Raw genomic sequence first — 24,375 nt, forward strand, 5'->3', positions numbered from 1 at the left:
TTCTGTTCCTTATCCTCTATAGTAAAAAAATAAGATTTACTTTTCTCATAGAAAAAACCTGAGACCGATTTCAAATCGACTCAGGTTTTTTTATTGATTATATGCTTTTAACTAGTTCAACAACTTCTTCAGCAGTTGACATCATTAATGCTTTTTCTGCTAATGTTTCCATTTCTGCTTTTGACAACTTACTTAGTTGTGTTCTTGCAGGAAGAATAGATGTTGCACTCATACTGAACTCATCTAAACCTAATCCTAATAATAATGGGATAGCAAGTGAATCTCCCGCCATCTCCCCACACATACCAGCCCATTTGCCTTCTTTATGAGCAGCATCGATAACCATTTTTACAAGACGTAAAATAGATGGGTTATATGGTTGGTATAAGTAAGCTACTTGTTCATTCATACGGTCTGCAGCCATTGTGTATTGGATTAAGTCATTTGTTCCGATAGAGAAGAAATCAACTTCTTTTGCGAATTGATCTGCTAATACTGCTGAAGCTGGGATTTCAACCATCATACCCACTTCAATAGAATCAGAAACAGTTGTACCCGCTTCTACAAGTTTTGCTTTCTCTTCTAATAAGATCGCTTTCGCTTGACGGAACTCATCAAGAGTTGCAATCATTGGGAACATAATTTTTAAGTTACCGTATACGCTAGCACGAAGTAATGCACGAAGTTGTGTACGGAACACATCTTGCTCATCAAGACATAAGCGAATTGCGCGGTATCCTAAGAATGGGTTCATTTCTTTTGGTAAATGTAAGTATGGAAGCTCTTTATCTCCACCGATATCAAGTGTACGAACAACAACAGGCTGACCTTCTTTTACACCTTCAAGAACTGCTTTATACGCTTCGAACTGCTCTTCTTCTGTTGGAAGATTGTCACGGCCCATGTATAAGAATTCTGTACGGTATAAACCAACGCCTTCTCCGCCATTATCGATAATACCTTGTACATCATTTGGTGTTCCGATATTTGCAACAAGCTCAACGTGATGTCCATCACTTGTTACAGTAGCTTGGTCTTTTAATTTTGCCCATTCAGTTTTTTGCTCTTCAAATTTCGCTTTCTTTTCTTCAAACGAGCGAAGAGTTTCTTCTGATGGATTTACAATTACTTCCCCATCTAAACCGTCGATGATTACGATATCGCCGTTTTGGATTTTCTCCATAACAACTTTCGTACCAACAACTGCAGGAATTTCCATAGAACGAGCCATAATTGCAGAGTGAGATGTACGTCCACCGATATCAGTCGTGAAACCTTTTGCATACTTACGGTTTAACTGAGCTGTATCAGATGGTGTTAAATCTTCAGCAATAATGATTACTTCTTCAGAAATTGTACCAGGGTTTGAGAAGTTAATTCCTAGTAAATGTGCAAGAACGCGTTTTGTTACGTCACGAATGTCCGCAGCACGTTCTTTCATATATTCGTTATCCATGTTTTCAAACATAGAAATAAACATTGATGCAACTTCATCCATTGCAAATTCAGCATTTACTTTTTCGCTATTTACTTTATCTTTTACTGGGTTTACTAGTTCTGGATCATTTAACACTAATAAATGTGCTTCAAAAATCGCAGCTTTGTCAGCACCAAGCTCAGCAAAAGCGTGGTCCTTAATTGCTTCTAATTCAGTTTTTGCTTTCTCAAGCGCAGCGTCTAAGCGTGCAATTTCAGCAGCTTCGTTTGTAATTGATTTCTTTTCGATGTTAAATTCAGGATTCTCAAGTCTGAAAGCCTTTGCAATAGCAATCCCACTTGATGCAGCGATCCCTTGAATATTAAGAGTCATTATTCTCCTAATCCTTCGTTTTTCATAGTTTCTTCGATAGCTGCTAGTGCTTGAGCTGCATCATCACCATTTGCAGTGATTTTAATTTCTGCGTTTTGTTGAATGCCTAAAGACATAACGCCCATGATTGATTTTAAGTTAACGTTCTTTCCGTTATACTCTAAGTTAATGTCAGAACCAAATTTGCTTGCAGTGTTTACAAGTAGAGTTGCTGGACGAGCATGAATTCCTGAGTCGCTAGTTACTTTAAAGATTTTTTCCATGATAATTTATCTCCTTTAAATTACAGTATTTTTTTAGTTGTATAGACGTGAGTACTACATCATCTATTGTATATAATAGGCGATGTTCGGTCAACCACATCGCCTATTATAATTATAAACATTTTGCGTCAAATTCCTACTGAATGTCAATAATAGCGTTTTCGCCCTTCTTAACATTTCCATCTTTTTTCAATTCGACTTGTTGTCCTTGTTGTAAATTCGTAAAGACAATTGGTGTAATGATAGATGGTGCATTTTCTTTTACAAATGCAAGATCGACTTTTAATAATGGTTGTCCTTGTTTCACTTTGTCGCCTTGTGCTATAAGTGCTTCAAAACCTTCACCATTTAATTTTACAGTATCAATACCGAAGTGGATTAAAATTTCTTTTCCGCCTTCAGATTGAATACCAATCGCATGCTTTGTAGGGAATACGTTGACGATTTCACCGTTAACTGGAGAAACTACTGTTCCTTCTGTTGGCTCGATTGCAAATCCGTCTCCCATCATTTTTCCTGAGAATACTTGATCAGGTACTTCTGTAATCGGTAAGATTTTCCCTTCAATTGGTGATACGATTGTTTCGTTTTCATCAACTTGCTGAGGAGCTTCTTCTACTTTTACAGGCTCTTCTTTTTCAACATGAGGTGTACGACCTGACATAATATCATGAATTTGTGATTTTAATGTGTCAGATTTCGGTCCGAAAATAGCTTGAATGTTATTTCCAACTTCAAGTACACCAGCCGCTCCAAGCTCTTTTAAGCGATCTTTGTTTACATTCTTTTGTTCGTTAACTTGAACACGTAAACGAGTAATACAAGCGTCTAAAGAAGCAATGTTTTCTTTACCACCAAGTGCCACTAATACTTCACGAGGAAGTTCACCAGCTTCTGCTTTCCCTGCACCGTCATTCGCATTTGCTACTTCACGACCAGGTGTTTTTAAATCCCATTTACGGATTGCAAAGCGGAATCCGAAGTAGTAAATAACTGCTAGTACAAGACCAACAATAATTACCCACCACCATGCTGTACGGCCTGGTAGTACACCGAATAACATAAAGTCGATTAAACCACCAGAGAATGTCATACCAATTTTAACACCTAAAATTTGCATTGTCATAAATGATAGACCAGCAAATACTGCGTGAATTCCAAATAGTACTGGTGCTACGAATAAGAATGAAAATTCAAGTGGTTCTGTAATACCTGTTAAGAAAGATGTTAATGCAGCAGAGCCTAAAATACCAGCTGCTAATTTTTTATTTTCAGGACGTGCTTCATGGTACATTGCTAATGCTGCTGCTGGAAGACCGAACATCATGAACGGATACTTACCAGTTGTAAATGTACCTGCTGTTAATTCTACACCGTCTTTTAACTGTGCCATAAAGATTTTTTGGTCACCACGGATTAATTCGCCAGCTGCATTTGTATACTGACCGAATTCGAACCAGAACGGTGAATAGAAAATGTGATGTAATCCAAATGGAATTAATGAACGTTCAATTAAACCGAATATGAATGCTGCTAATGTTCTATTTGCATCAATCATTTGATGTGAGAACGTATTTAAGCCACCTTGAATGTATGGCCAAATGAAACACATGATTATACCTACTACTAAAGAGAATGTTGCAGTTGCGATCGGTACGAAACGCTTACCTGCGAAGAAACCTAAGTATGATGGTAATTCAATGTTGAAGTATTTATTGTAGCAATACGCGGCTACTATACCGACGATAATACCACCAAACACTCCCGTTTGTAGCGTTGGAATTCCTAATACATTTGCATATGCTGGATCAGCAAATCCAATTTTTACTGGATCTGCTCCAGAACTTGTTACTTTCACTAGCTTATCTACTTCTAAGAACACACTCATCGTTTTGTTCATAATTAAGTAGCCGACGAATGCTGCTAAACCAGCTACTCCATCTCCACCAGCTAAACCAATTGCTACCCCAACTGCGAATAATAATGCAAGGTTAGCGAAAATAATATCACCAGATTGTTCCATAATTTTTGCTACCATTACGAACCAATCTGCTTTTAAAGCAGGAATAACATTTGTTAACTGTGGATTTTGAAATGCATTACCAAATCCAAGTAAAATACCTGCTGCCGGTAAAATCGCTACTGGAAGCATTAACGCTTTTCCGACTTTTTGAAGAACACCAAAGATCTTCTTAAACATGGAAACCCTTCCTCTCTTATCTATATTGATACCTTCCGACAAACGCCAAAAAGACATGAGGAAAAAAAGATAGAACGATAGCTATACAAAGGGTAGTATATCCCTTTCTCTAGCTTACATTCCTTACTTTTCTCCACTCATGCCTGATCGAATCAGTAACACGTGTCAAAAATAGGTTTACGTATAAGTTCACTATAATTAAGGCAAACGTTTTCTTTACTTACCTTAATGTGTTTGTCGAAATTTGTATAACTTTGCAATAGTTATTATACATAACTATTGTAAGCGATTCAATCATTTTTTTTAACGTTTTCATTTTAGACAAAAATATATGTCTTTTTACACATGCTCTGCTTTCACTAAGCGCTGCAGGTGCATCGTTAAATATATGCTCTCTGCTTCATACACAGGAAGTTGCAATTCTTTTTGCATGACCTTAACTAGCTTCCAAGCTAAATTATAACAGACAGGATATTCCGCCTTTAATAAATCAGCAAAACTTTGTGATTCCTCTACTTTTTCCTCTTTTTTCACCCGTTCAATAGCATATTGCAAATGACGGATTAGGCGTAAATAGTGGATGCTTTCTTGGTCTAATGTAATTTGTAAGTTTGTCTCAATTAAAGACACAAGCTGTGCAATGAGACGGGAGTTTTGATTAACCGAAGATAAATCTGAATTTGTAAGTGAACTGTAAATATGGAGTGCAATAAACCCAATTTCTCCTTCTGGCAATGTAATTTGCAAACGAGAGTTTAAAAGGTCTACAACACCTTCAGCAATTTCATATTCCTCTGGATAGAGCATTTTCGTTTCAACTAAAAAAGGATTATCAATTGTAAGTCCTTGTTTTAATCTCTTAATCGCAAAAGAAATATGATCTGTTAAAGCGATATGAATATGTTCATTCAATGGTGATTTTGCTTTTTCTTGAATGTAGAACATAATATCATTCATTAATTCAATTAATTTTTCACTCACGTGCGGCACTAACAGTTTGTATTGTTCACGATCACGTTCATTTTTTAAAACAAACATTTTTTCAATTTGTTCTTGCTCCAATACGTCTTTCGCTTTTTTCCCAAATCCAATTCCTTTACCAATCACTACTACTTCCTCGTGTTCAGGATGGCTAGCAATGATGACATTATTATTTAAAACTTTTTTAATTTCTAGATAATTACTCATATAACACCACCCTCGTACTTAAATAGCCTGCTTTTATGTTACAGAATATTCTTCTTTGTCGTCAATGTAAAACATCTACCATTTCATAAAAATTCATTTTTTAGACATGTTTATATATGATGCGTATAATGTAAGAGCAACTGTACATAGAAAGGGGATAACAACATGATTAAAATGTTTGTAAGTGATATCGATGGTACAATGATGCAACACGGAGGATTAATTGACGAACAGGATATTGTTGCACTTCGTAGTCTTGCTGAGCAAAATGTTATTCTTTGTTTCGCTTCTGGCCGACTTGATAATGAAATTGCAGACTTAATGAAAGCTGTAAATACAAATTTCCATCGTATTAGTGTAAATGGTGTTTTCGTGTACACACATGAAAACAAGCAACTATTATCCGCAACATTCGATTCGAGTATTCTACCTGACCTGTTAGCAATGACAAATGAAGATCCTTATTTTCGTTATGTAAGTGATGAGCATAATTATTACATTGAAGAGAAAACACCGTTTATTCATGAGCTTGAACAAGAAGTAACAATGACTTCTGTTGAAGAACCTCATCTATTACAGAAAATTGATGATACAATTTTCCCAAATAAAATCTCTGTCGGTGGAACAAAGGAAAGCTTACAACTCCTTCAGAAAAAAATTGATGAACAATTCCATGGAAAAGTTAGTACATTCATTTCAGCAGAACAATGTTTAGATGTAATGCCACCTAATATTAGTAAAGGGGCTGCTATTTCTGTTTTATTAGAAGAGTTTCAAATACAACCAGAGGAAGTTGCTTGCATAGGGGATTCTTATAATGATATCCCAATGTTTTCTTTAACTCCTCACAGTTTTGCTATGTCTCAAGCAGATGAAGCAGTAAAAGAACACGCTCACTATGTAGTAAATACAGTTAAAGATGCTGTTAACCACGTAATTGCTCATAATAAAAATACGACTCACTCCTTGTAAGGATGAGTCGTATTTTTATTTCTTTACATGTTAAACAATTTGACATTAACTGTACTTCACAAACTGAAATATATTATTTGTTACGTGCGATGTTTGTAATAAACTTATAACGATCCCCGCGATAAATACATTTCACATACTCTAACGGTACTTCACCTTCTGAATATGACCATTGACGCATTACAAGCACTGGCGCCTTTTTAGGAATATGCAGATGTTCAGCTTCATTATCCGTTGCAATTGAAGCTTCAATTGATTGAGTAGCGCTAACAAGTTTAAAGCCCAGTTTTTTCTCTAAATGTTCATATAAAGATTGTTGCAATATTTCTTCGTTAATATCTTTTACAAGAGCTGGCGACAAATATGTCGTCTCAAAAGCAATCGGTTCATCATCAGCTAAGCGAATACGCCTAACTTCATAAACCGACTCTCCCTCCTGTATTCTCAACCTGTCTGCTATTTTCGCAGTAGCTGGAACTAGGCGGAAACTAAGTAATTGACTACTTGGGTTCATTCCACGAGAAATCATATCTTCTGTGAATCCCGTCATTCCTTGCAATTTTTGTTCCACTTTCGGAAGTTGGACAAACGTACCGATTCCACGTTTCCGATATAAATAGCCTTGTTCCACTAAATTATTAATCGCCTGTCTGATTGTCATACGACTCACTTCGAACTTATCGCAAAGTTCATTCTCAGATGGGATTTTATCTCCCGGCTTCCATTCGCCGTCCTCAATTAGCTGTTTCACCCACTCTTGAATCTGATAATAGATCGGAAATGGTGAATACTTGTCGATGTTCATCAGCAATCGCCTCACTGCATAAAGATAGAGCTTCTTGATCAGCAATTACGGTTACATTCGGATGACGTTGTAAAACTGTAGCAGGACACGCTTCACTATACTCACCTTGCAATAATTCTTTAAGAGCTTCTGCCTTTTTAGAACCCATAGCAACAAGTAGAACTTGTTTCGCTTTCATAATGCTTCCAATTCCCATTGTAATCGCATGAGTTGGCACATCTTCTTCTTTTTCGAAGAAGCGAAGGTTTGCTTGGCGTGTAGATTCTGTTAATTCAACAATGTTTGTTGGAGAATTAAACGGTGTTCCTGGCTCGTTAAATCCGATGTGACCGTTTTCACCGATTCCAAGAATCTGTAGGTCAACTGGGTTAGCAGCTAGAATGCCCTCGTAACGTTTGCACTCTTCCTCTAAATCACTTGCCATCCCGTTTGGTACATAAGTTTGTTTAAATGGAAGATGATCAAACAACTGTTCTTGCATGAAATAGTGATAGCTGTTTTTATCTTCATGTGGTAAATTTACGTACTCATCTAAGTTTACAGTGGTTACACGGCTTGTATCAAGTTTATTTTTTCGCATTTCTGCATAAATACCTAATGGAGAGCTTCCTGTAGCCATTCCTAATGTTGGATTTTCTTTTGTTTTTACAACTTCTTCAATTAATTTATAACCTGCTTCTGCTAGTTCTTCTGGAGTTTTTACAACAAGAATATTCATTTAATTACTTCCCTTCCTTCATATGAATTCCTAAACGAACCGTATCATATACATGTAAATCTTCATTCATCACAACAAAGTCTGCATCTTTTCCTACCGCTAATGCACCTTTATGATTTAATCCAAACTCTTCTGCTTGGTTAACTGATGTCATCAGTACTGCATCTTCGATTGAACAACCTGTAAATTCAATTACATTTCGGAAAGCTTGATCCATTTTTAGAATACTACCAGCTAACGTTCCATCTTCTAATCGAGCACTACCGTCTCTTACATGTACTGGCTGTCCGCCAAGCTCATATAATCCATCTTCAAGACCTTTTGCACGCATTGCGTCAGTAATAACACTTACTTTTTTCGGTCCTTTTAATTTATATGCTAATTTCACCATATCAGGGTGAATGTGAATACCATCTGTAATTACTTCAACCATTACATCTGGATTTAATAACACATGACCCACAACTCCTGGTTCACGGTGATGTAATCCACGCATTTGATTGTATAAATGCGTTGCATGTGTAATGTTTCTATTTTTTAGTTGCGCATCAATTGCATCTGTATGTCCCATTGTGCCGACAACACCAGTTTCAGCAAGATACTGCTCAAACTCTAACGCACCTTCTTCTTCAGGCGCATATGTTACTAATTTAATTAGATGCCCGCTTGCTTCCTGCCATTGTTTAAATTGTTCAATATTCGCAGGAACAATATGTTCAAGTGGTTGTGCACCTGCACGTTTTTTTGAAACATACGGTCCTTCTAAGTGAATATATTCGAAATGTGCTCCTTTTTCTTTCGCTTCCTTCGCAGCATGTAGTGCTGCTTCGATTGCTTCTGGAGCTTGTGTCATTGTTGTTGGGAAGTAAGTTGTAACTCCTTCTTTTAACATTTCTTTACCTAGAGTTACTAATCCATCGCTATTTGCATCCATCGCATCAATATCGTATCCACCATGAATATGAACATCAATCATACCTGGAATCACAATCTTCCCTGCCGCATCTAAAACCGCTTCATTTTCTTGTGATACATATTGAGCCATCAAACCAATTTCTTTAATTGTTTCTGCGTAACGAATAAATCCGTTTTCCACTACTTCTTGACCTGTATAAATTTTGGCATTGATGACAACTTGCGTTTTCATTTTCATCGATCCTTTCCCATGAAATACCTACTTGTTATTATTACCTTATTCGCCTAATTCCATCTTAATATATGCACGAGTAGTTGTCTAGACATTCGAATAAAATTTCCTTTTTGTTTAACAAAAAGGACACTTATTGCGTCTCTCGCAATTATAATATATGTTATTCAGTTTTCCAAAAAGGGAGAATATCTTCGTATCCTATCACTCATTTAAGTAATGGCATTAATCCACTAGTACCTACTGTAATATGCTCGCCGTCTGTTTCCATTTCTACTGTACGTTTATTTGTCCCATATATCATTATACCATGCTGTTTTAATCGTCTCATTACACTTTGGTGCGGATGTCCATACGGATTTTTGCTTCCATATGAAAGAATTGCGAACTGTGGCTCTACGTTCTTTATAAACACTTCACTTGTTGAAGTATATGAGCCATGATGTCCCACCTTTAACACATCTGCATGTACATCAAATCGCTTTAATATTTCAGTTTCCGTTCGCACATCAGCATCACCCATTAGCAAAAAATCCGCCTTTCCATACCGAATCTTTAATACAATTGAAGATTCATTATTTTCATCTTTTGATTTCCCATTATTTAATACTTGTATGGAAACATGCGGATCTAACGGTATGTATTGTCCCTCTTTTACAGAGACGAAAGGAATTCCTCTTTTTTTAATATGATTCCGATACGTGTGATAAGTAAAAGAACTATATGTTTTTCCACTATCTAATATAAGTGATACTGGCATTTGTTCTACAATCGGAATCAGCCCTCCTATATGATCCATATCAGGATGAGTACTGACGATAGCATCTAAATGGTTAATCCCTTTTTCGATTAGTTTTTGAATGATAACCTCTCCGGCTTCGTAAGGTCCCCCATCAATTAACATCGTTTGTCCATTGGGCAATGTAATAAGTGTCGCATCACCTTGCCCAACTTTTAAAAAACTCACTTTCATTTTACCAAAATGTTGCCGCTGCATATGTAAAGGAGACGTGGTATGAATAGACATCATATATCTTTTGGCCGATGCACTATTTAAAGAAAAGCATAACAAAACAGAAACTAATAATAAAATACTTCGTATACCTCTCATAACTCGTCTCCTTTTTCAATTAGTATGGCACGGTATATAATTGATATACAAAAAAAGCTTAGCAAAATGCTAAGCTTTTATTTCGATATCTCCTGTAAAGAACCAAAGAATAAATCTGCTTCATTCATTTGTTCATTCTCTTCAGAAAGTGCCGGTAAATCATCTAATGTTTTCAGTCCAAATGTATCCAAAAATTCTTTCGTTGTTCCATATAAAATAGGACGCCCTGGCCCTTCTGCTCTTCCCATTTCTTTTATAAGTAAGTGTGAAACTAACGTCTGTAACGCCTTATCGGTTTTTACCCCTCTAATCTCTTCCATTTCAGTCCTTGTAATCGGTTGACGATATGCCACAATCGCTAACGTTTCTAGAGCAGCCTGAGAGAGTGAAGCAGCTGTTGGGATATCTATTAATTTTTGATAGTACGAAGCATGTTCTTTCTTTGTAGCAAAACGATATACTTTTGCATACTGTACAATTTGCAAACCGCGGTGTGCACCTTCACATTCTTTTTGCATTTCTTCTAAAATATCGATTACTTCATTTCCTTCAATTTCAAGGACTTTCGCTATTTGTTCTGGATAAATCCCTTCATCACCAGACACAAATAAAAGCCCTTCAATGATTGATTTCTGTTCTGTTCTATCCATTTTACGAGCTCCTTCCTCCTATTTTCTCCATAAAAATACACATCAAAAAACCGAATCACAATTCATGCGTTCGGTTCAATATTTTTTCTCTTGTTCCAAACGATACATTCAAACCTAGCATGAGATATAGCTATTTCTATCCCATTTACCATACTAACTCTATGCAGATTTAGTAGAGCTTGATACGAAAATTTCATCAAAATTATGTTCTTGTTCAATTATAATTTGTTGATTTTTCATAAGCTCAAGAACCGCTAAAAATGTTACAACCATTATTTCCCGTTCATCATCAACAAACAAATCATAAAAACTTTGACGACCACCTTGTATTTCTAACTGCTTTAAAATATCAGTCATGCGCTGTGAAATTGGTATTTCTTGACGAGTAATACGTGTTGTTACAGGTTTCTTTGCTTTTTTACGGCGCATTAATTTTTGAAATGCCGCTAGCATATCATATAACGTAACATCAAGAGGCAAGTTTGTCTCCTCTTCTTGTTGCAATGATGTAAAATCAATTGGCGGACGTGTATATAGCTGTGCTCTTTCTAGTTCTCTTTCTTTTAGCTCAGTAGCAACTTGCTTATATTTCTTATATTCAATTAACCTCTCCATCAATTCTTGACGAGGGTCATCTATAAAGTCATCACCGTTATCAAGTACATCTTCTTCATGTTTCGGCAACAACATTTTACTTTTAATTTGTAATAAAGTCGCAGCCATTACTAAATACTCACTTGCAACATCTAATTGTAGTTCTTTCATCGTATGAACATAAGATAAATATTGCTCTGTAATTTCCGCTACAGGAATATTATATATGTCAATTTCATAACGATGTATTAAATGTAACAATAAATCTAAAGGCCCTTCAAAAGCCTCTACTTTAAAATTATACTGCACAAAGCATCCCACCACATTTTTTCTATAACAACATAAGTATAGAGCATACTCATGTTCTATCCAACCTTTTTAAGAAATTTAATTAAAAATAGACCGATGCCTATGTCATCATGCCCACGGCTTCATATGATAACAGTGTAGTAAGAACAATGTAGGAGGTCAAAAAACTATGGGTCACGTTGATTGCGGTTTTAGCGGTGGGTTCGCATTACTTGTTGTATTGTTTATTTTACTAATTATTGTAGGGGCAGCTTGCTTCTGCTAATATGAACAATAACGACTAGGGAAAATTCCCTAGTCGTTTATTGTTCATATTTCTATGATACACTTGTATTTATAACCGTTAAACAGGGGTGAAGAACATGTATCCTACCGAATACATACAATTTTTAATTCATTTTCATGGAGATTACGATTATTTTGAATGTCACGAAATACTGGAAGAATATTGGAAGGAAAAACCAAAAGGAGATCGTGATCATTATTTAGTCGGTCTCATTCAAATTGCAGTTTCTTTATACCATCAAAGACGCTCTAACTGGAATGGCGCAGAAAAGATGATGAAAAGCGCCATAACGATTTTAGAAAAAAACAGTACACCTTTACTACGTTTAGGAATAAATGCCACACAACTTCTATTCTTACTCAAGGAAAGATTACAATCTATACAGAAAGAAGAAGGTTTTACACCGTTATTTTTACCATTATCTGATACAGCATTAGAAAAGCACTGCATGGAATTATGTCAGAAACAAAACCTCCCTTGGAAAGACGTGAATGCTACTTCTAATGAATATATAATACATAAGCACACATTACGTGATCGAACAGAAGTCATTACTGAACGAAACGAACAATTACAAAAAAGAAAGCAGAGATAAAAAACTACTTATCTCTGCTTTCATGAATGTATATTCTGTTCAAGCCCTTTACACTTTTTGCAAAAACTTGCTGTTTGCTCATTTCCGCAAATTGTAAATTCAAGAAATTTACTCTTTAACTCTTGTACCATCTTCGTCCCAATACCCATATGACGGTGAGATGGGTTCACACTCAAATGCTGAATTTCCAAAACTTGATTCTCTTTTTTTACAATCCCCATTATCCCAACAAAATCTTCGTTTTGTTTCCACAAATACAATTGCCAATCATCCTTTGCTTCATAATCTTTCATAGTCAATTGTAATGTTTTCACATCTTTTTCCGTTGGCATAAATGAAAGAAGCCCCATTGCAATCTTTTCATAACTTTTTTTAAAACGAATTAACATAACCCTTATCCCTTCTTACAAAAGTTACAAACTATTAATCCCCTCAACCACTCTTTTCATATCACATTCATTTTACAATATTTTCAACAGAGTGAGAAGGGCTTAAAACAACTTGATAATCATACAAAGCGAAAAGAAGAAAGTCAAATATATGTTTCAGTACTATTTTTTCTAAGTAGATAGAAGGAGAAACGTTGTTATATGAAAGCGAAAAAAAACATCCATCGCTCATTATCACTTCAATATTCATCACCTGAGAGCAAATGAATTCTAGCAAAATTAATGTAATAAAAAATATTTATTGAAACATGTAATCTAATGTATTCTATGTAATTTGTTAAAATTTTGTTCTCATAAGCGACATATTTTCACTACAAAAACAGTACTACTTGTATCATGTACTGTAACCGAAATACCCATTCCTACTAAAAACAAAAAAGAGAGCAATAGCTCTCTTTTCCCATTAACTTATTCTTCCCAAACTTTAACTTCTTTCATTACATCGCCTTGACGCATGTTTAATACTGTTTCAATACCGCTTGTTGCTTTACCGAATACAGTATGTACACCATCTAAATGCGGTTGTGGCTCATGAACAACAAAGAATTGGCTACCGCCTGTGTTACGGCCAGCATGAGCCATAGAAAGTGATCCTACAAGGTGTCTATGAGGATTTCCATCAGTTTCACATGGGATAGAGTAGCCTGGGCCACCTGCACCTGTTCCTGTCGGGTCTCCACCTTGGCTTACGAAGCCAGGAATAACGCGGTGGAATGTCACACCATCATAAAATCCTTGCTCTGCTAGTTTTTTAAAGTTTTCTACTGTTTTTGGTGCCTCTTCTGGGAAAAATTCTAAATCGATTTTTTCACCATTTTCCATTAATATGTATCCTAAAGTTTTCATACGTATATGTCTCCTTTCAACTATCTCAGCACTATATTACCACATTCATGACTAGAAACAAAAAGAATCCGACAATCTACATACTTCTTTTTTGAAATGTGGAAAAAGCTAGGTGACAAATAAAAAATATATACTATAATAACTGTGTTGCCCGAAAATTTTAGAAAGAGAAAGGGAGCGATTTTTCGTGAAAACGAAATTACTAGCTCTGCTATTAGCTGTAACGGTATTTATGATGCCAACAGCTTCGTTTGCAGACATCATCGAAGGAGAATCAATTGTTACACTAGGAGAAAACTTGTCTGAACAACAAAAACAAGATCTGTTAAAAGAAATGAAAGCACCAAAAGATGCTACAATCATTACTGTGTCTAATGCGGAAGAACATAAATTTCTAGAAGGAATTGTTCCAAAAGCGCAAATTGGTACGAGAGCAATTTCCTCTTCTATGATTACATACACAAAGCCAGGGTCTGGCCTCATTGTACGTTCAAAAAACATTAATTCGATAACAGATGCAATGTACACAAACGCACTTATTACAGCAGGTGTGAAAGATGCAGAAATTCAAATTACTGCACCATTTAAAGTTTCAGGAACTGCTGCTTTAACCGGTTTAATGAAAGCTTATGAAACAACATCGAACAAAGCAATTCCTGAGGAAGTAAAAAAAGTAGCCAATGAAGAAATGGTGCAAACAGCCCAACTCGGCGATAAAATTGGTGAAGAAAAAGCAGTTCAACTTGTTGCAAAAATTAAAGAAGAAATTGCCAAAGAACAGCCAAAAACGACTGAAGATTTACGTTCATTAATTAAAAAAATTGCGGATCAACTTGGTATTACATTAACGGATGAACAGTTAGATAACTTAGTTGCGCTATTTGATAAAATGAAAAATCTTAATATCGATTGGAATCAAGTTGGCAGTCAGTTAAATAAAGCAAAAGAACACGTTTCTGCCTTTTTAGGATCTGAAGAAGGGCAAGGATTCCTAGATAAAGTGAAAGATTTCTTCTCAAGTATCATTGATTTTGTTAAATCGTTATTCAAATAAAAAGAAGCTCGTCAGTGACGAGCTTCTTTTTTTTATACGAGTAACGGCAATTTCATAACAGCTTCTTCAACCGAACGAACAATATGATTTGCCTTCTCCTTCACATATGGATGAGCATGATGAAGAGTAAATGAATGCGGGGTTACTTCAAACATAGAAATATCATTGAAAGAATCCCCAATGCATGCAACTTCATTTGCTTCAATTTGCAAATGTTCCATTAGCCGCCTTAAAGCACTCCCTTTACTTACTCCCCTTGGCATAATGTCAACATAGCGTTTACCAGACATAAAAACTTCTGCTTCGCTCTGAAATGCATCTCGTAACTCTTGATCTAATGCTGCAATTGTCTCTTCTTCTCCAAAAACAAACAATTTCGCAGGATGTACAGTCTTACCAAATTCCTCTTCCAATGCTTCTATCTCAGCAATATGTACGCCCATATACGTTTCAAAATTATAATGATGTTCATTCTTTCTTTTTGTATACCGTTGCTCATTTGCACAAACAATATCTGCTAGTCCCTTTTTATGGATATATCGATATATTTCCTGGGCAATCCCATCTTCAAAACTTGATTCATGAAATATTTTTCCATCCGGCAGTAACATCATCGCTCCATTTAAACTAGTTGTGTAATACGGGAATGCAAACCTATTTACGACTTCATCAATTCGATGAGTAAAGCGGCCAGAGGCAAAACAAATATTTGTCCCTTTTTCAGCTAACCAACAAATTGCACGTTCATCTTCTTTTTGCATATGATTCACATTGTAAACGAGCGTATCATCTAAATCACTTACAAATAATTTAATCATGTCCTCTTCCCCTTCCATACACAATATCTACTCTAAGTGTACACAAAAAATGTTTGATTTTTGTTAAAAAACAATAAATTTTTCGATAAAAAAATAAGCAGGAGATTAATCCTGCTTATTTTTGCCTTCTTACATCTTGAGGTCTTACAATACTTGGGCGCACTTTTAAACTAGACATTGTTGGGCGGATTAAAATCTTTGTTAAAGCTCCCCAATCAAATGGTAGAAATGGCCATAAGTATGGTGTTTGTAAACTTTTTATCGATGTTAAAAATAAAAGCAATATCGTCATACCTATTACAAATCCCATCTCATGGAAGAGACCGGTTAAAATAATAACAAATAATTTTCCAATCTTATTTCCGAGTCCTAATTCATAACTCGGTGTTGCATATGCACCGATCATAGAAACTGCTACATACAAAATAACTTCTGGTACAAACAAACCTACATCGATTGCTATTTGACCAATTAATATGGCGGAAATTAGTCCTGCAGCAGACGATAACGGCGTTGGAGTATGAATGGCTGCCATCCTTAAAAACTCAAGTCCGATTTCGGCCATCAACACTTGTAATAAAATTGGTAAATGCGTCATCTTATTCGGCCCAATGAAAGCAAGATTTTCTGGTAAAAGAGTTGGATCAAATACAAACACTAACCAAAATGGTAGTAAAAACAAGGAGAATAAGACACCTAAAAAGCGTACCCAGCGTAAAAATGTACCGACAGCCGGATTTTGTCTAAACTCTTCTGCATGCTGTAAATGGTGGAAATATGTTGTTGGAGTAATCATAGCACTTGGTGATGTATCAACTAGTACTAACACATGTCCTTCTAATATATGATTCGCCGCCACATCCGGTCTTTCTGTATACCGAATAAGCGGGAATGGATTATAGCTTTGCTTTACAACAAATTCTTCCACTGTTTTATCCGCCATCGTAATTCCATCGACATCGATGTTATTTAATTCTTGTTTTATAATCTTAACTAAATCCGGATTTGCAACATCTTGTACATATGTAATACAAATATCCGTTTGCGATCTATCTCCTACTCGAATCATTTCATTTCGAAGACGTGGGTCACGTATCCTTCTACGGATTAACGCTGTATTTACAACGATATTTTCAACAAATCCATCCCTTGCACCACGTACTACCTTTTCTGTATCTGGTTCTGTCGGCGTCCGGCCTGGATAACTACGAACATCTATTGCGAACGCTTCCGTTTCACCTTCCACAAATATAATGATGAGTCCTGATAATACTTGGAGCATTACCTCATCCATCGTTTTCACTTTACTTACTTGTTGATGAATTAAACGATTCTCTAATAGCTTCACTGTATCTTCTTCTACATCCCTTATTTCATTTGTATCCACCGCTTCTTCTAAAATAGGGATAATATAATTCGTATCACAAAGTCCGTTTACAAATAACACACCAATTTCTTTATTTAAAATTTGAAATTTACGAATGCCAACATCGTATGTAACACCCAGTCCAGCTGTTTGCTTTAAGTAATTTTCATTATCACTTATGAAAGATGAAATAGGGATATCCACTTTTTTAGGCTTCGTCATAAAATCCACTCCTTTCCAAAATTAATTGAATTGCTTTTCTAGTAATAGGTGATCCTCTCTCCCATTCGTCATTTCCACACATCTTACCAATATCACCCACTCCCACAATGACAGGAACATTCAGACCATCTAAACAATAAATTGTATCGCCGCTAATTCTGCCAATTTCACCATCTGGAAGTCCAAATTTATCAACACCGTATTCGGTTAAATTCCCGTTCCGATCTACACTTACATCTACACGTGCCCATTCCCAATGATGTGTATTAGACGCCACTGCCAAAATCCCCAGTACATCAATTTGTTTATGTGTGGCTACATATTTTAAAGCTTTTTCACCAGATCCTTCTCCAATAAATCCACTGTCATCAAACATGACAAATACAGGGTCATATGGCGTTTGCATAATAAGCTCAACAACTTTCTTCCCTGTCAATTTGGTTGGATTACTTTGTGATGCTGAAATACACCTTCCCCCAAATTCCTTCGTTAAAAGCTCAATTGTTCGCTTTGCATATTCATCTCCATCTGTGACCAAAACAACCCTTCGTCTCATTTGATTTATCCTTTCGGTTTACATATAAGTGCTACAAAAAATGAAAATAATATCGCTGCAGAAATGCCTGCAGACGTTAAACTAAACATACCCATACCAATCCCTATATATCCGTGTTTTTCTGCCGCATGCATTGCCCCATGTAATAGTGAATGTCCAAAACTTGTAATAGGAACTGTCGCACCAGCACCAGCAAACTTTATAAGCTTATCGTACAATCCGAATCCATCTAAAACTGCTCCTATAACTACAAAGGTAGCCATTAAATGGGCTGGTGTTAACTTTGCGAAATCTAACAATACCTGTCCAATTACACAAATGGCGCCTCCTACAAGAAATGCATATATAAAATCCACAATTCACTCTCCCCTCACTCTCTCAAATACGACACCATGTGCAATTGTTGGAATGGTTTCTTTCTGCTGCATCATCATCGGGCTTAATAATGCACCAGTAGCAACGACAAAAATTCGTTGTAAATTCCCTTTTTGCATCTCGCTTAATAAATGACCATATGTGACAACAGCTGAACAAGCACAGCCACTACCACCTGCAAATACTTCTTCTTGATCGGAATTATAGATCATTAATCCGCAATCATTATATATATGCCCAAGATCATAACCTTCTTCCAGTAACAGTTGTTTCGCGATTGGTGTTCCAATAGCTGATAAATCACCGGTAACAATCAAATCATAATCTGCTGCACTTCTCTTCAAATCTTCAAAATGTTGTTGAATTGTGTGAGCAGCAGCAGGTGCCATCGCCGACCCCATATCTAAAGGATTTGCTATCCCTAAATCTTGCACTGTTCCAATCGTAGCTGCCGTAATTTTAATGGCACTTTTTTCTTTACTAATTAATATGGATCCCGCACCTGTAACAGTGGAATTTGCTGTTCCTGGTTTTTGTCCCCCATACTCTGTTGGATAACGGAACTGTCTTTCGGCCGTCGCATTATGACTACTTACCGTCGCTAAAACACGATTTGCGAATCCACCATCTATAAAGGCTGATCCAACCGCTAAAGTCTCCATCGAGGTTGCACAAGCGCTAAACATCCCTAAAAAGGGAATCCCCCACTTACGCGCAACATAATTTGCTGTCACTGTTTGATTCAATAAATCACCCGCTAAAAAGAGATCAATTTGTGATGTTTTTACATTTCCTTTTTGCAAGACTTGTTGAATTGAATCTGACATTAATCTTCGTTCAGCAAGTTCCCAATTTTCCTCTCCGCAATGTAAATCATCGTATGAAATATCAAAATCCTTTCCAAGAGGGCCTTCAGCTTCTTTTGGACCGACAGCAGTACCGGTTGCATTCACATAAATATCATTTTGAAATACCCACGTTTGTTTTCCGGTCAACCTCATACTAGCCCCTCCTTTAAGACATAAAAATGTTAAAAGTATATCTTATTAACCCAATAATGTATGCACCAACGACCCCAAAAACGATAACACTTCCCGCCAGCTTGAACATATTTGTAGCAACCCCGAGTACAATTCCTTCACTCTTATGTTCTAGCGCAGCGCTCGCCATAGAATTCGCAAATCCCGTAACAGGTACGGCCGATCCCGCTCCAGCAAATTGACCGATTTTATCATATACACCACAACCTGTTAAAATCGCCGATAATAATACAAGCGTTGCAACTGTCGGATTTCCTGCTTCTTGTTCACTGAAATGAAAATAATGTATATAAAATTTCATCAATACTTCTCCGACAGTACAAATGAGTCCACCTACAAGAAATGCCTTAACACAATTTAAGAAATAATTTGGTTTCGGATGGTACTCCTTCACTTTATTTATGTAATCATCCTTTAGTTTTCGCCCTGTCATTTATATATTGCCTCCTACTTTACGAAATAAATCCAGTGAAACAACGAGCCTATTACTTTGCCAAGTACAAGAGCAACGAGTAAAACAACAATTTTCCCCTCTACCCCTATTCGTTTCGCTAAAATAGGTAAAACATTTAACACTTCTGTTAATGCGGCTGCAAGCATTCCAACGAATGTGCCACAAAATATTCCTAATATAACAAGCCAATATTGCGACGTTTGAAATGTAATGTTTTTCAAACTACACCAAGCCCCTGTTAACGTACCTGCAATAACTGCCCACTCAAAATATTGAATGTGCTTTCCACTTCTCGTTAATTGAGCTAGACGAGGGATTATACCAAGTACAGCTAAAAATGCGACATACCCGCTACCTACTGCAATCCCTCCCGCTAAACCAATTAAAATAACAAGCCCAGACTCAATCATCGGCAAGTTGTTTCATATTGTCCTTGTTTTCATGAACAATTACATATTGGTCAAGTGACTGCTGGTATTGGAACATCTCCACTTCTAACGGACTCGGCTCTTCATTAATTCGCTTTTGAAATACATGATTAAAAAATAAGACCATACCTAACCCAAGACCTAATGAATAAGGAATTTGAAATAAAAGTGGTTGTGCCTTAAATTCTCCCGTAATCATGTAATATAACCGTTGGTGCACTTGTTGCATGCTTACATCTTCATGGAAATAAATGATCGCAAGGGCCGCTCCAATGAAAAGTAACAACCATACAAGTCCGAAGAAAATTGGATGTACTTTCTTTTTTTCATATATAATTTCAACAAGAGTTTGTCCAGAACCGAGTAAATTAATTTGTATATGAGCCGCTTTTTGCCTAATGATCTCAATTATTTTCATAACATCAATTACGACATGCGTCTTATCATGCACTGTTATTTTGTAAATTACCTCATCCTGTAACGACTGAACTACCAGAGCATCTCCCGCAAGTTGAGCAACATCACCCAGCTTCACTTCATACGTAGGCGAAACTTTTAATCGATTACGCATTTTAATATAAATTGTTTGTTCCAATTTCCATTCACCTCTTCACTCTTCCTCGTAGTTGTAGTATGGTTATTGAATTTTTTTCTAATACAATTTTTTCATAAAAAAACATCTGTACCGTTTCGGTACAGATGTTTTTTAGTTTATGCCTTTTTCTTAAATAAATTTGCAATACTTAATGCGAGTCCTCCCCAAATGACTACTATACCAATAACCATCATCATAATCGCTGATCCGCTCATTATGAAACACCCCGATCTTTCCATTCTTTTTCAAGCTTAGCAGAATCTGAATGTATTTGTGCATTCCATTTCTTTAGACTAATGATTAGCGCAACGATAAGGAATGCTGCTGCAATTGACCAACCATATGTTACGACAAACTCCGTTGGATAATCTCCGTAGTTCTTTTTAATATTTTGGATTGTCCCATCAATTAACATGTACCCTAACATAAGCGGGGTAATAACGAGTAAACTGACTCTCCAAAATGTCCCTAACTTAATATCAGATACGAAGTTTGCGTGATTTTGATAAACTGGTAAACGGCGTAGAATGAGTCCTATCGTAACTACTTCCGCTAATGCAATTGAAATTAATCCGAAGTTATTAGCGAAATAATCAACAACGTCTAGGAACATAAGCCCGCCACGTGTTGCAAAAACAAGAGAAACTAGTACGAGAAGCGTCCCCATAATTCCAATTGTTTTTTGGCGGCTTAAGCTGAACTTTTCAGATACGGCAGCAAAACATACTTCCGCAAGCGAGATGAGAGATGTAATTCCGGCAACCGTTAATGATAAGAAAAATAATACGCCAAATAACGGTGACATCGGTAATTCATTAATAATTTGCGGGAATACTACGAATGCAAGTCCTACACCAGCACTTGCTACTTTATCAACTGGTACTCCCATATTGTTTGCCATAAATCCAAGAGCTGCAAAGACCCCAATTCCTGCTAATAATTCAAATCCTGAGTTCGCAAAACCAGTAATAAAGGCATTATTTGTTGTATCTGAGTTTTTCGGTAAATAACTAGAATACGTAATCATAATTCCAAATGCTAAAGATAAGCTAAAGAAAATTTGACCATAAGCAGCAAGCCATACCTTTCCATCAAAAATACGACTCCAATCTGGTTTGAAGAATGCATCTAATCCTTGCATCGCACCCTCCATCGTCACTGCACGAACTACGATAATAAGGAACATAACAACTAGTAAAGGGATGAAAATACGGTTAACTACTTCAATTCCTTTTTTAACTCCTTTGAATGCAACACCAAGCACAATAATCCAAACGAGAGCTAATGGAATTAATACTTCCGGCACAAGCCCCCCAAACTGCCCTGGCTTATCTGCAACATGTAAGTACTCTTTAAATAAAAATGATTGCGTGTCTTTCCCCCATGCTCCAGTAATTGCAAAGTACGTATATGAAATAGACCAAGCAATAATTACTGCATAATATGTTGAAACGATAAACGTTACACACATTTGCCACCATCCAATGAATTCAGCACGCCGATGAATACGGAAGAATGTAAGTGGCGCTGAACCACGATGACGATGCCCAAGTGCAAATTCAAACGCCAATAATGAAATACCAGTCGTTAATAATGCGAATAAGTACGGTAAAAAGAATGCGCCTCCTCCATTTTCATACGCTGTATAAGGAAAACGCCATATGTTTCCTAATCCAACGGCAGAGCCGACCGCTGCGAAAATAAATCCAGCCCTCGTTCCCCATTGTTGCCTCGTTTCCATATTTTCTTCCCCCTTTGTGACAAGTTCATACTTGGATTATATTTTAAATTTACTAAATTATCAATAAATTCTGTAAACTTTTATAGAAGTTTACAATCTACTCCTATTTAAATCCAAAAAAAATCGAATAGATAGCTATTCATCTATTCGATCTTTCATCTGTTTTAATATTTTCTTTTCGAGTCTTGAAACTTGTACTTGCGAAATACCTATTCGCTCCGCTACTTCCGATTGAGTTTGGTCTTTATAGTAGCGTAAATATACAATTAAACGTTCTCGCTCATCTAATTCTCTAATTGCTTCTTTTAAAGCAATTTTATCAAACCATTTCGTTTCAGATTGATCTGCAATTTGATCTAAAATAGTAATTGGGTCCCCGTCGTTTTCATACACCGTTTCATGTATAGATGAAGGAGCTCGACTCGCTTCTTGCGCCAGAACCACTTCCTCTGGCGTTAGTTCTAACGCTTCGGCTACTTCATTAATCGTTGGGGCCCTTCCGAATTCTTTCGAAAGCTCGTCTCTCATCTTTCGAATTTTATTTCCTGTTTCTTTTAAAGATCTACTTACTTTCACTGATCCATCATCACGTAAAAATCGTTGTATTTCTCCAATAATCATTGGAACTGCATATGTTGAAAATTTCACGTCGAAAGATAAATCAAATTTATCTACCGATTTTAAGAGCCCAATACATCCAATTTGAAATAAATCGTCTGGTTCGTATCCTCGATTAAGAAAACGCTGCACAACCGACCATACGAGACGCATATTACTTTGAACGATTGTATCTCTCGCTTGTTGATCTCCATCTTGACTTTGTTGAATTAACGCTTTTAGCTCGTGGTCCTTTAACTGAGGTTTCTTCTTTTCATTTTTGACCTCGATGTCCATAGGCTATTCTCCTTAATTGCATAGAGCGTTACTATTTGATAAGTATTTTGTCAAATGGATTGTTGTCCCGAAAGATTCGTTTGAAATAACTTCTACTTCATCCATAAAATTTTCCATGATAGTAAATCCCATTCCGGAACGCTCTAATTCAGGTTTAGTTGTAAACAGGGGTTGTCTTGCTTCATCTAAATCAAAGATGCCAATCCCTTCATCTCGAATCGTGAGTTTCACCATTGCTTCTTCCAAAATTACAGAAATATAAACAACACCTTCTGCATTTCCTTCGTACCCATGAATAATTGCATTTGTAACTGCTTCTGACACAACTGTTTTAATCTCCGTAAGTTCTTCCATCGTTGGATCTAGTTGCGCAATGAAAGCAGCTACTGTAACGCGAGCGAACGATTCATTTTGACTTAATGCTGAAAATTGAAGGTTCATTTCATTTCTCATTTATGCCACCCCCAACGTCGCGAGCGCATGCGCTTCACTTTCTTCTAAGCGAACAATTTTAAATAAGCCCGACATTTCAAATAAACGTTTAACAGGCGGTGAAATTGCACAAACAACCATTTCTCCACCTAATCCCTTTACATGCTTATATCGGCCTAATATAACACCTAAACCAGAACTATCCATAAACGATAAGTTCTCTAGGCTCAAAACAATATGATGAACACCATGTGTCTCAATCATATCTGTTACTTTCGTTCGCAACTCTTCAGCAGTATGATGATCTAATTCACCCGCTAGTCTCACACATAGGACGTCACGTTTTACTTCTAATTGCATGGAAAGACTCACACGATTTCCTCCTTATGCTCAAACTTTACTCATTTACATACATAAAGATTTTCGTGATTCAACATAAGAATCCTTCCTACTGACA

The 24,375-nt window shown here is 36.4% G+C and carries 30 protein-coding genes; 4 read left to right on the forward strand and 26 right to left on the reverse strand.

Translation table 11 applies throughout. The annotated features are described in order from the left end of the window. Positions 1–97 precede the first annotated feature (97 nt). The 4 genes from ptsP to glcT all read right to left on the reverse strand — a co-directional run bounded on the left by ptsP (position 98) and on the right by glcT (position 5,461). Positions 98–1,810, reverse strand: a complete 1,713-nt coding sequence (gene ptsP / locus KZZ19_RS19745; protein ID WP_000174214.1) for a phosphoenolpyruvate--protein phosphotransferase — start codon at positions 1,808–1,810, stop codon at positions 98–100. Next, positions 1,810–2,073 (reverse strand): phosphocarrier protein HPr, encoded by a 264-nt coding sequence (ptsH, locus tag KZZ19_RS19750; RefSeq protein ID WP_000411080.1) that lies wholly within the window; start codon positions 2,071–2,073, stop codon positions 1,810–1,812. The genes ptsP and ptsH overlap by 1 nt, the downstream gene beginning before the upstream one ends. Positions 2,074–2,209: 136 nt before the next feature. Then, positions 2,210–4,273: a PTS glucose transporter subunit IIABC gene (gene ptsG, locus KZZ19_RS19755; protein ID WP_088097620.1), complete on the reverse strand. Its 2,064-nt coding sequence runs from the start codon at positions 4,271–4,273 to the stop codon at positions 2,210–2,212. A 339-nt stretch (positions 4,274–4,612) separates the two neighbouring features. Then, the gene (gene glcT / locus KZZ19_RS19760) at positions 4,613–5,461 is read right to left on the reverse strand and encodes a glucose PTS transporter transcription antiterminator GlcT (RefSeq protein ID WP_088097621.1); all 849 of its coding nucleotides are present in this window, start codon (positions 5,459–5,461) and stop codon (positions 4,613–4,615) included. 165 nt (positions 5,462–5,626) lie between these two features. Here glcT and KZZ19_RS19765 point away from each other — a divergent pair, with 165 nt between their 5' ends. Next, positions 5,627–6,433 (forward strand): HAD family hydrolase, encoded by an 807-nt coding sequence (locus tag KZZ19_RS19765; RefSeq protein WP_237979431.1) that lies wholly within the window; start codon positions 5,627–5,629, stop codon positions 6,431–6,433. 73 nt (positions 6,434–6,506) lie between these two features. On the opposite strand, the gene phnF is transcribed toward KZZ19_RS19765, so the two are convergent. The 6 genes from phnF to scpA form a co-directional block, all read right to left on the reverse strand. Next, a complete protein-coding gene (gene phnF / locus KZZ19_RS19770) occupies positions 6,507–7,238 on the reverse strand; it encodes a phosphonate metabolism transcriptional regulator PhnF (protein ID WP_002194085.1) in 732 nt (243 codons plus the stop codon). Next, the gene (nagB, locus tag KZZ19_RS19775; RefSeq protein WP_088097623.1) at positions 7,168–7,956 is read right to left on the reverse strand and encodes a glucosamine-6-phosphate deaminase; all 789 of its coding nucleotides are present in this window, start codon (positions 7,954–7,956) and stop codon (positions 7,168–7,170) included. Before nagB ends, phnF begins: the two co-directional genes overlap by 71 nt. 4 nt (positions 7,957–7,960) lie before the next feature. Then, positions 7,961–9,103, reverse strand: a complete 1,143-nt coding sequence (gene nagA, locus KZZ19_RS19780; RefSeq protein WP_237979589.1) for an N-acetylglucosamine-6-phosphate deacetylase — start codon at positions 9,101–9,103, stop codon at positions 7,961–7,963. 208 nt (positions 9,104–9,311) lie between these two features. Next, a complete protein-coding gene (locus KZZ19_RS19785; protein WP_237979432.1) occupies positions 9,312–10,214 on the reverse strand; it encodes a ComEC/Rec2 family competence protein in 903 nt (300 codons plus the stop codon). A 77-nt stretch (positions 10,215–10,291) separates the two neighbouring features. Beyond that, positions 10,292–10,864: a segregation/condensation protein ScpB gene (scpB, locus tag KZZ19_RS19790; protein ID WP_088097625.1), complete on the reverse strand. Its 573-nt coding sequence runs from the start codon at positions 10,862–10,864 to the stop codon at positions 10,292–10,294. A 159-nt stretch (positions 10,865–11,023) separates the two neighbouring features. Next, positions 11,024–11,767: a segregation/condensation protein A gene (gene scpA / locus KZZ19_RS19795; RefSeq protein ID WP_061679113.1), complete on the reverse strand. Its 744-nt coding sequence runs from the start codon at positions 11,765–11,767 to the stop codon at positions 11,024–11,026. Between the two features lie 169 nt (positions 11,768–11,936). Here scpA and KZZ19_RS19800 point away from each other — a divergent pair, with 169 nt between their 5' ends. Continuing rightward, positions 11,937–12,032 (forward strand): YjcZ family sporulation protein, encoded by a 96-nt coding sequence (locus KZZ19_RS19800; RefSeq protein WP_000510194.1) that lies wholly within the window; start codon positions 11,937–11,939, stop codon positions 12,030–12,032. Positions 12,033–12,129: 97 nt separating this feature from the next. Then, a complete protein-coding gene (locus KZZ19_RS19805) occupies positions 12,130–12,648 on the forward strand; it encodes a DUF309 domain-containing protein (RefSeq protein ID WP_088097626.1) in 519 nt (172 codons plus the stop codon). A gap of 20 nt (positions 12,649–12,668) precedes the next feature. On the opposite strand, the gene ribT is transcribed toward KZZ19_RS19805, so the two are convergent. The 3 genes from ribT to KZZ19_RS19820 form a co-directional block, all read right to left on the reverse strand. Continuing rightward, positions 12,669–13,037 carry a GNAT family N-acetyltransferase RibT gene (gene ribT, locus KZZ19_RS19810; protein WP_000908397.1) on the reverse strand — a complete coding sequence of 123 codons (369 nt, stop codon included), beginning with the start codon at positions 13,035–13,037 and terminating at the stop codon, positions 12,669–12,671. 67 nt (positions 13,038–13,104) lie between these two features. Next, on the reverse strand, positions 13,105–13,287 hold the full coding sequence (locus tag KZZ19_RS19815; RefSeq protein WP_088098186.1) for a hypothetical protein: 183 nt from the start codon (positions 13,285–13,287) through the stop codon (positions 13,105–13,107). Between the two features lie 218 nt (positions 13,288–13,505). Next, entirely contained in the window at positions 13,506–13,943 is a 438-nt protein-coding gene (locus tag KZZ19_RS19820) for a peptidylprolyl isomerase (RefSeq protein ID WP_000853785.1), read from the reverse strand. A gap of 187 nt (positions 13,944–14,130) precedes the next feature. On the opposite strand from KZZ19_RS19820, the gene KZZ19_RS19825 reads away from it, so the two are divergent. Beyond that, positions 14,131–14,997 (forward strand): DUF1002 domain-containing protein, encoded by an 867-nt coding sequence (locus KZZ19_RS19825; RefSeq protein ID WP_000850509.1) that lies wholly within the window; start codon positions 14,131–14,133, stop codon positions 14,995–14,997. Positions 14,998–15,029: 32 nt separating this feature from the next. Here KZZ19_RS19825 and KZZ19_RS19830 read toward each other — a convergent pair whose 3' ends face one another. The 13 genes from KZZ19_RS19830 to spoIIAA form a co-directional block, all read right to left on the reverse strand. Beyond that, complete coding sequence (locus KZZ19_RS19830) at positions 15,030–15,833, reverse strand: Cof-type HAD-IIB family hydrolase (RefSeq protein WP_237979433.1); 804 nt, start codon at positions 15,831–15,833, stop codon at positions 15,030–15,032. 97 nt (positions 15,834–15,930) lie between these two features. Further along, positions 15,931–17,403, reverse strand: a complete 1,473-nt coding sequence (spoVAF, locus tag KZZ19_RS19835; protein WP_088097628.1) for a spore germination protein SpoVAF — start codon at positions 17,401–17,403, stop codon at positions 15,931–15,933. After that, positions 17,390–17,959: a stage V sporulation protein AE gene (locus tag KZZ19_RS19840; RefSeq protein ID WP_088097629.1), complete on the reverse strand. Its 570-nt coding sequence runs from the start codon at positions 17,957–17,959 to the stop codon at positions 17,390–17,392. The genes spoVAF and KZZ19_RS19840 overlap by 14 nt, the downstream gene beginning before the upstream one ends. Before the next feature lie 5 nt (positions 17,960–17,964). Next, entirely contained in the window at positions 17,965–18,315 is a 351-nt protein-coding gene (gene spoVAE, locus KZZ19_RS19845) for a stage V sporulation protein AE (protein WP_000345909.1), read from the reverse strand. A 3-nt stretch (positions 18,316–18,318) separates the two neighbouring features. Next, complete coding sequence (gene spoVAD, locus KZZ19_RS19850) at positions 18,319–19,335, reverse strand: stage V sporulation protein AD (protein WP_237979435.1); 1,017 nt, start codon at positions 19,333–19,335, stop codon at positions 18,319–18,321. Positions 19,336–19,348: 13 nt separating this feature from the next. After that, positions 19,349–19,807, reverse strand: coding sequence for a stage V sporulation protein AC (spoVAC, locus tag KZZ19_RS19855; RefSeq protein WP_098341840.1), 459 nt, complete (start codon positions 19,805–19,807; stop codon positions 19,349–19,351). A 14-nt stretch (positions 19,808–19,821) separates the two neighbouring features. After that, positions 19,822–20,238 carry a stage V sporulation protein SpoVAB gene (spoVAB, locus tag KZZ19_RS19860; RefSeq protein WP_088097632.1) on the reverse strand — a complete coding sequence of 139 codons (417 nt, stop codon included), beginning with the start codon at positions 20,236–20,238 and terminating at the stop codon, positions 19,822–19,824. After that, positions 20,231–20,851, reverse strand: a complete 621-nt coding sequence (spoVAA, locus tag KZZ19_RS19865; RefSeq protein ID WP_226544971.1) for a stage V sporulation protein SpoVAA — start codon at positions 20,849–20,851, stop codon at positions 20,231–20,233. The genes spoVAB and spoVAA overlap by 8 nt, the downstream gene beginning before the upstream one ends. 116 nt (positions 20,852–20,967) lie before the next feature. Further along, the gene (locus tag KZZ19_RS19870; protein WP_000016826.1) at positions 20,968–21,066 is read right to left on the reverse strand and encodes a methionine/alanine import family NSS transporter small subunit; all 99 of its coding nucleotides are present in this window, start codon (positions 21,064–21,066) and stop codon (positions 20,968–20,970) included. Further along, complete coding sequence (locus KZZ19_RS19875) at positions 21,066–22,592, reverse strand: sodium-dependent transporter (protein WP_088097634.1); 1,527 nt, start codon at positions 22,590–22,592, stop codon at positions 21,066–21,068. The genes KZZ19_RS19870 and KZZ19_RS19875 overlap by 1 nt, the downstream gene beginning before the upstream one ends. A gap of 135 nt (positions 22,593–22,727) precedes the next feature. Beyond that, the gene (sigF, locus tag KZZ19_RS19880; protein ID WP_000350734.1) at positions 22,728–23,486 is read right to left on the reverse strand and encodes an RNA polymerase sporulation sigma factor SigF; all 759 of its coding nucleotides are present in this window, start codon (positions 23,484–23,486) and stop codon (positions 22,728–22,730) included. 12 nt (positions 23,487–23,498) lie between these two features. Further along, the gene (gene spoIIAB, locus KZZ19_RS19885; RefSeq protein WP_001243399.1) at positions 23,499–23,939 is read right to left on the reverse strand and encodes an anti-sigma F factor; all 441 of its coding nucleotides are present in this window, start codon (positions 23,937–23,939) and stop codon (positions 23,499–23,501) included. Then, a complete protein-coding gene (gene spoIIAA, locus KZZ19_RS19890) occupies positions 23,940–24,290 on the reverse strand; it encodes an anti-sigma F factor antagonist (RefSeq protein WP_000059133.1) in 351 nt (116 codons plus the stop codon). Positions 24,291–24,375: the final 85 nt, after the last annotated feature.

Origin of the sequence: Bacillus thuringiensis, assembly GCF_022095615.2 — a bacterium.
In the GTDB taxonomy this organism is placed as follows: domain Bacteria; phylum Bacillota; class Bacilli; order Bacillales; family Bacillaceae_G; genus Bacillus_A; species Bacillus_A cereus_AG.

Bases quoted from the DNA above. Each gene is read 5' to 3' on its own strand.
- ptsP (WP_000174214.1), bottom strand. From the start codon at position 1,810: ATGACTCTTAATATTCAAGGGATCGCTGCATCAAGTGGGATTGCTATT.
- ptsH (WP_000411080.1), bottom strand. From the start codon at position 2,073: ATGGAAAAAATCTTTAAAGTAACTAGCGACTCAGGAATTCATGCTCGT.
- ptsG (WP_088097620.1), bottom strand. From the start codon at position 4,273: ATGTTTAAGAAGATCTTTGGTGTTCTTCAAAAAGTCGGAAAAGCGTTA.
- glcT (WP_088097621.1), bottom strand. From the start codon at position 5,461: ATGAGTAATTATCTAGAAATTAAAAAAGTTTTAAATAATAATGTCATC.
- KZZ19_RS19765 (WP_237979431.1), top strand. From the start codon at position 5,627: ATGATTAAAATGTTTGTAAGTGATATCGATGGTACAATGATGCAACAC.
- phnF (WP_002194085.1), bottom strand. From the start codon at position 7,238: ATGAACATCGACAAGTATTCACCATTTCCGATCTATTATCAGATTCAA.
- nagB (WP_088097623.1), bottom strand. From the start codon at position 7,956: ATGAATATTCTTGTTGTAAAAACTCCAGAAGAACTAGCAGAAGCAGGT.
- nagA (WP_237979589.1), bottom strand. From the start codon at position 9,103: ATGAAAACGCAAGTTGTCATCAATGCCAAAATTTATACAGGTCAAGAA.
- KZZ19_RS19785 (WP_237979432.1), bottom strand. From the start codon at position 10,214: ATGAGAGGTATACGAAGTATTTTATTATTAGTTTCTGTTTTGTTATGC.
- scpB (WP_088097625.1), bottom strand. From the start codon at position 10,864: ATGGATAGAACAGAACAGAAATCAATCATTGAAGGGCTTTTATTTGTG.
- KZZ19_RS19800 (WP_000510194.1), top strand. From the start codon at position 11,937: ATGGGTCACGTTGATTGCGGTTTTAGCGGTGGGTTCGCATTACTTGTT.
- KZZ19_RS19805 (WP_088097626.1), top strand. From the start codon at position 12,130: ATGTATCCTACCGAATACATACAATTTTTAATTCATTTTCATGGAGAT.
- ribT (WP_000908397.1), bottom strand. From the start codon at position 13,037: ATGTTAATTCGTTTTAAAAAAAGTTATGAAAAGATTGCAATGGGGCTT.
- KZZ19_RS19815 (WP_088098186.1), bottom strand. From the start codon at position 13,287: ATGAATATTGAAGTGATAATGAGCGATGGATGTTTTTTTTCGCTTTCA.
- KZZ19_RS19820 (WP_000853785.1), bottom strand. From the start codon at position 13,943: ATGAAAACTTTAGGATACATATTAATGGAAAATGGTGAAAAAATCGAT.
- KZZ19_RS19830 (WP_237979433.1), bottom strand. From the start codon at position 15,833: ATGGAAGGGGAAGAGGACATGATTAAATTATTTGTAAGTGATTTAGAT.
- spoVAF (WP_088097628.1), bottom strand. From the start codon at position 17,403: ATGACGAAGCCTAAAAAAGTGGATATCCCTATTTCATCTTTCATAAGT.
- KZZ19_RS19840 (WP_088097629.1), bottom strand. From the start codon at position 17,959: ATGAGACGAAGGGTTGTTTTGGTCACAGATGGAGATGAATATGCAAAG.
- spoVAD (WP_237979435.1), bottom strand. From the start codon at position 19,335: ATGAGGTTGACCGGAAAACAAACGTGGGTATTTCAAAATGATATTTAT.
- spoVAC (WP_098341840.1), bottom strand. From the start codon at position 19,807: ATGACAGGGCGAAAACTAAAGGATGATTACATAAATAAAGTGAAGGAG.
- spoVAB (WP_088097632.1), bottom strand. From the start codon at position 20,238: ATGATTGAGTCTGGGCTTGTTATTTTAATTGGTTTAGCGGGAGGGATT.
- KZZ19_RS19870 (WP_000016826.1), bottom strand. From the start codon at position 21,066: ATGAGCGGATCAGCGATTATGATGATGGTTATTGGTATAGTAGTCATT.
- KZZ19_RS19875 (WP_088097634.1), bottom strand. From the start codon at position 22,592: ATGGAAACGAGGCAACAATGGGGAACGAGGGCTGGATTTATTTTCGCA.
- sigF (WP_000350734.1), bottom strand. From the start codon at position 23,486: ATGGACATCGAGGTCAAAAATGAAAAGAAGAAACCTCAGTTAAAGGAC.
- spoIIAB (WP_001243399.1), bottom strand. From the start codon at position 23,939: ATGAGAAATGAAATGAACCTTCAATTTTCAGCATTAAGTCAAAATGAA.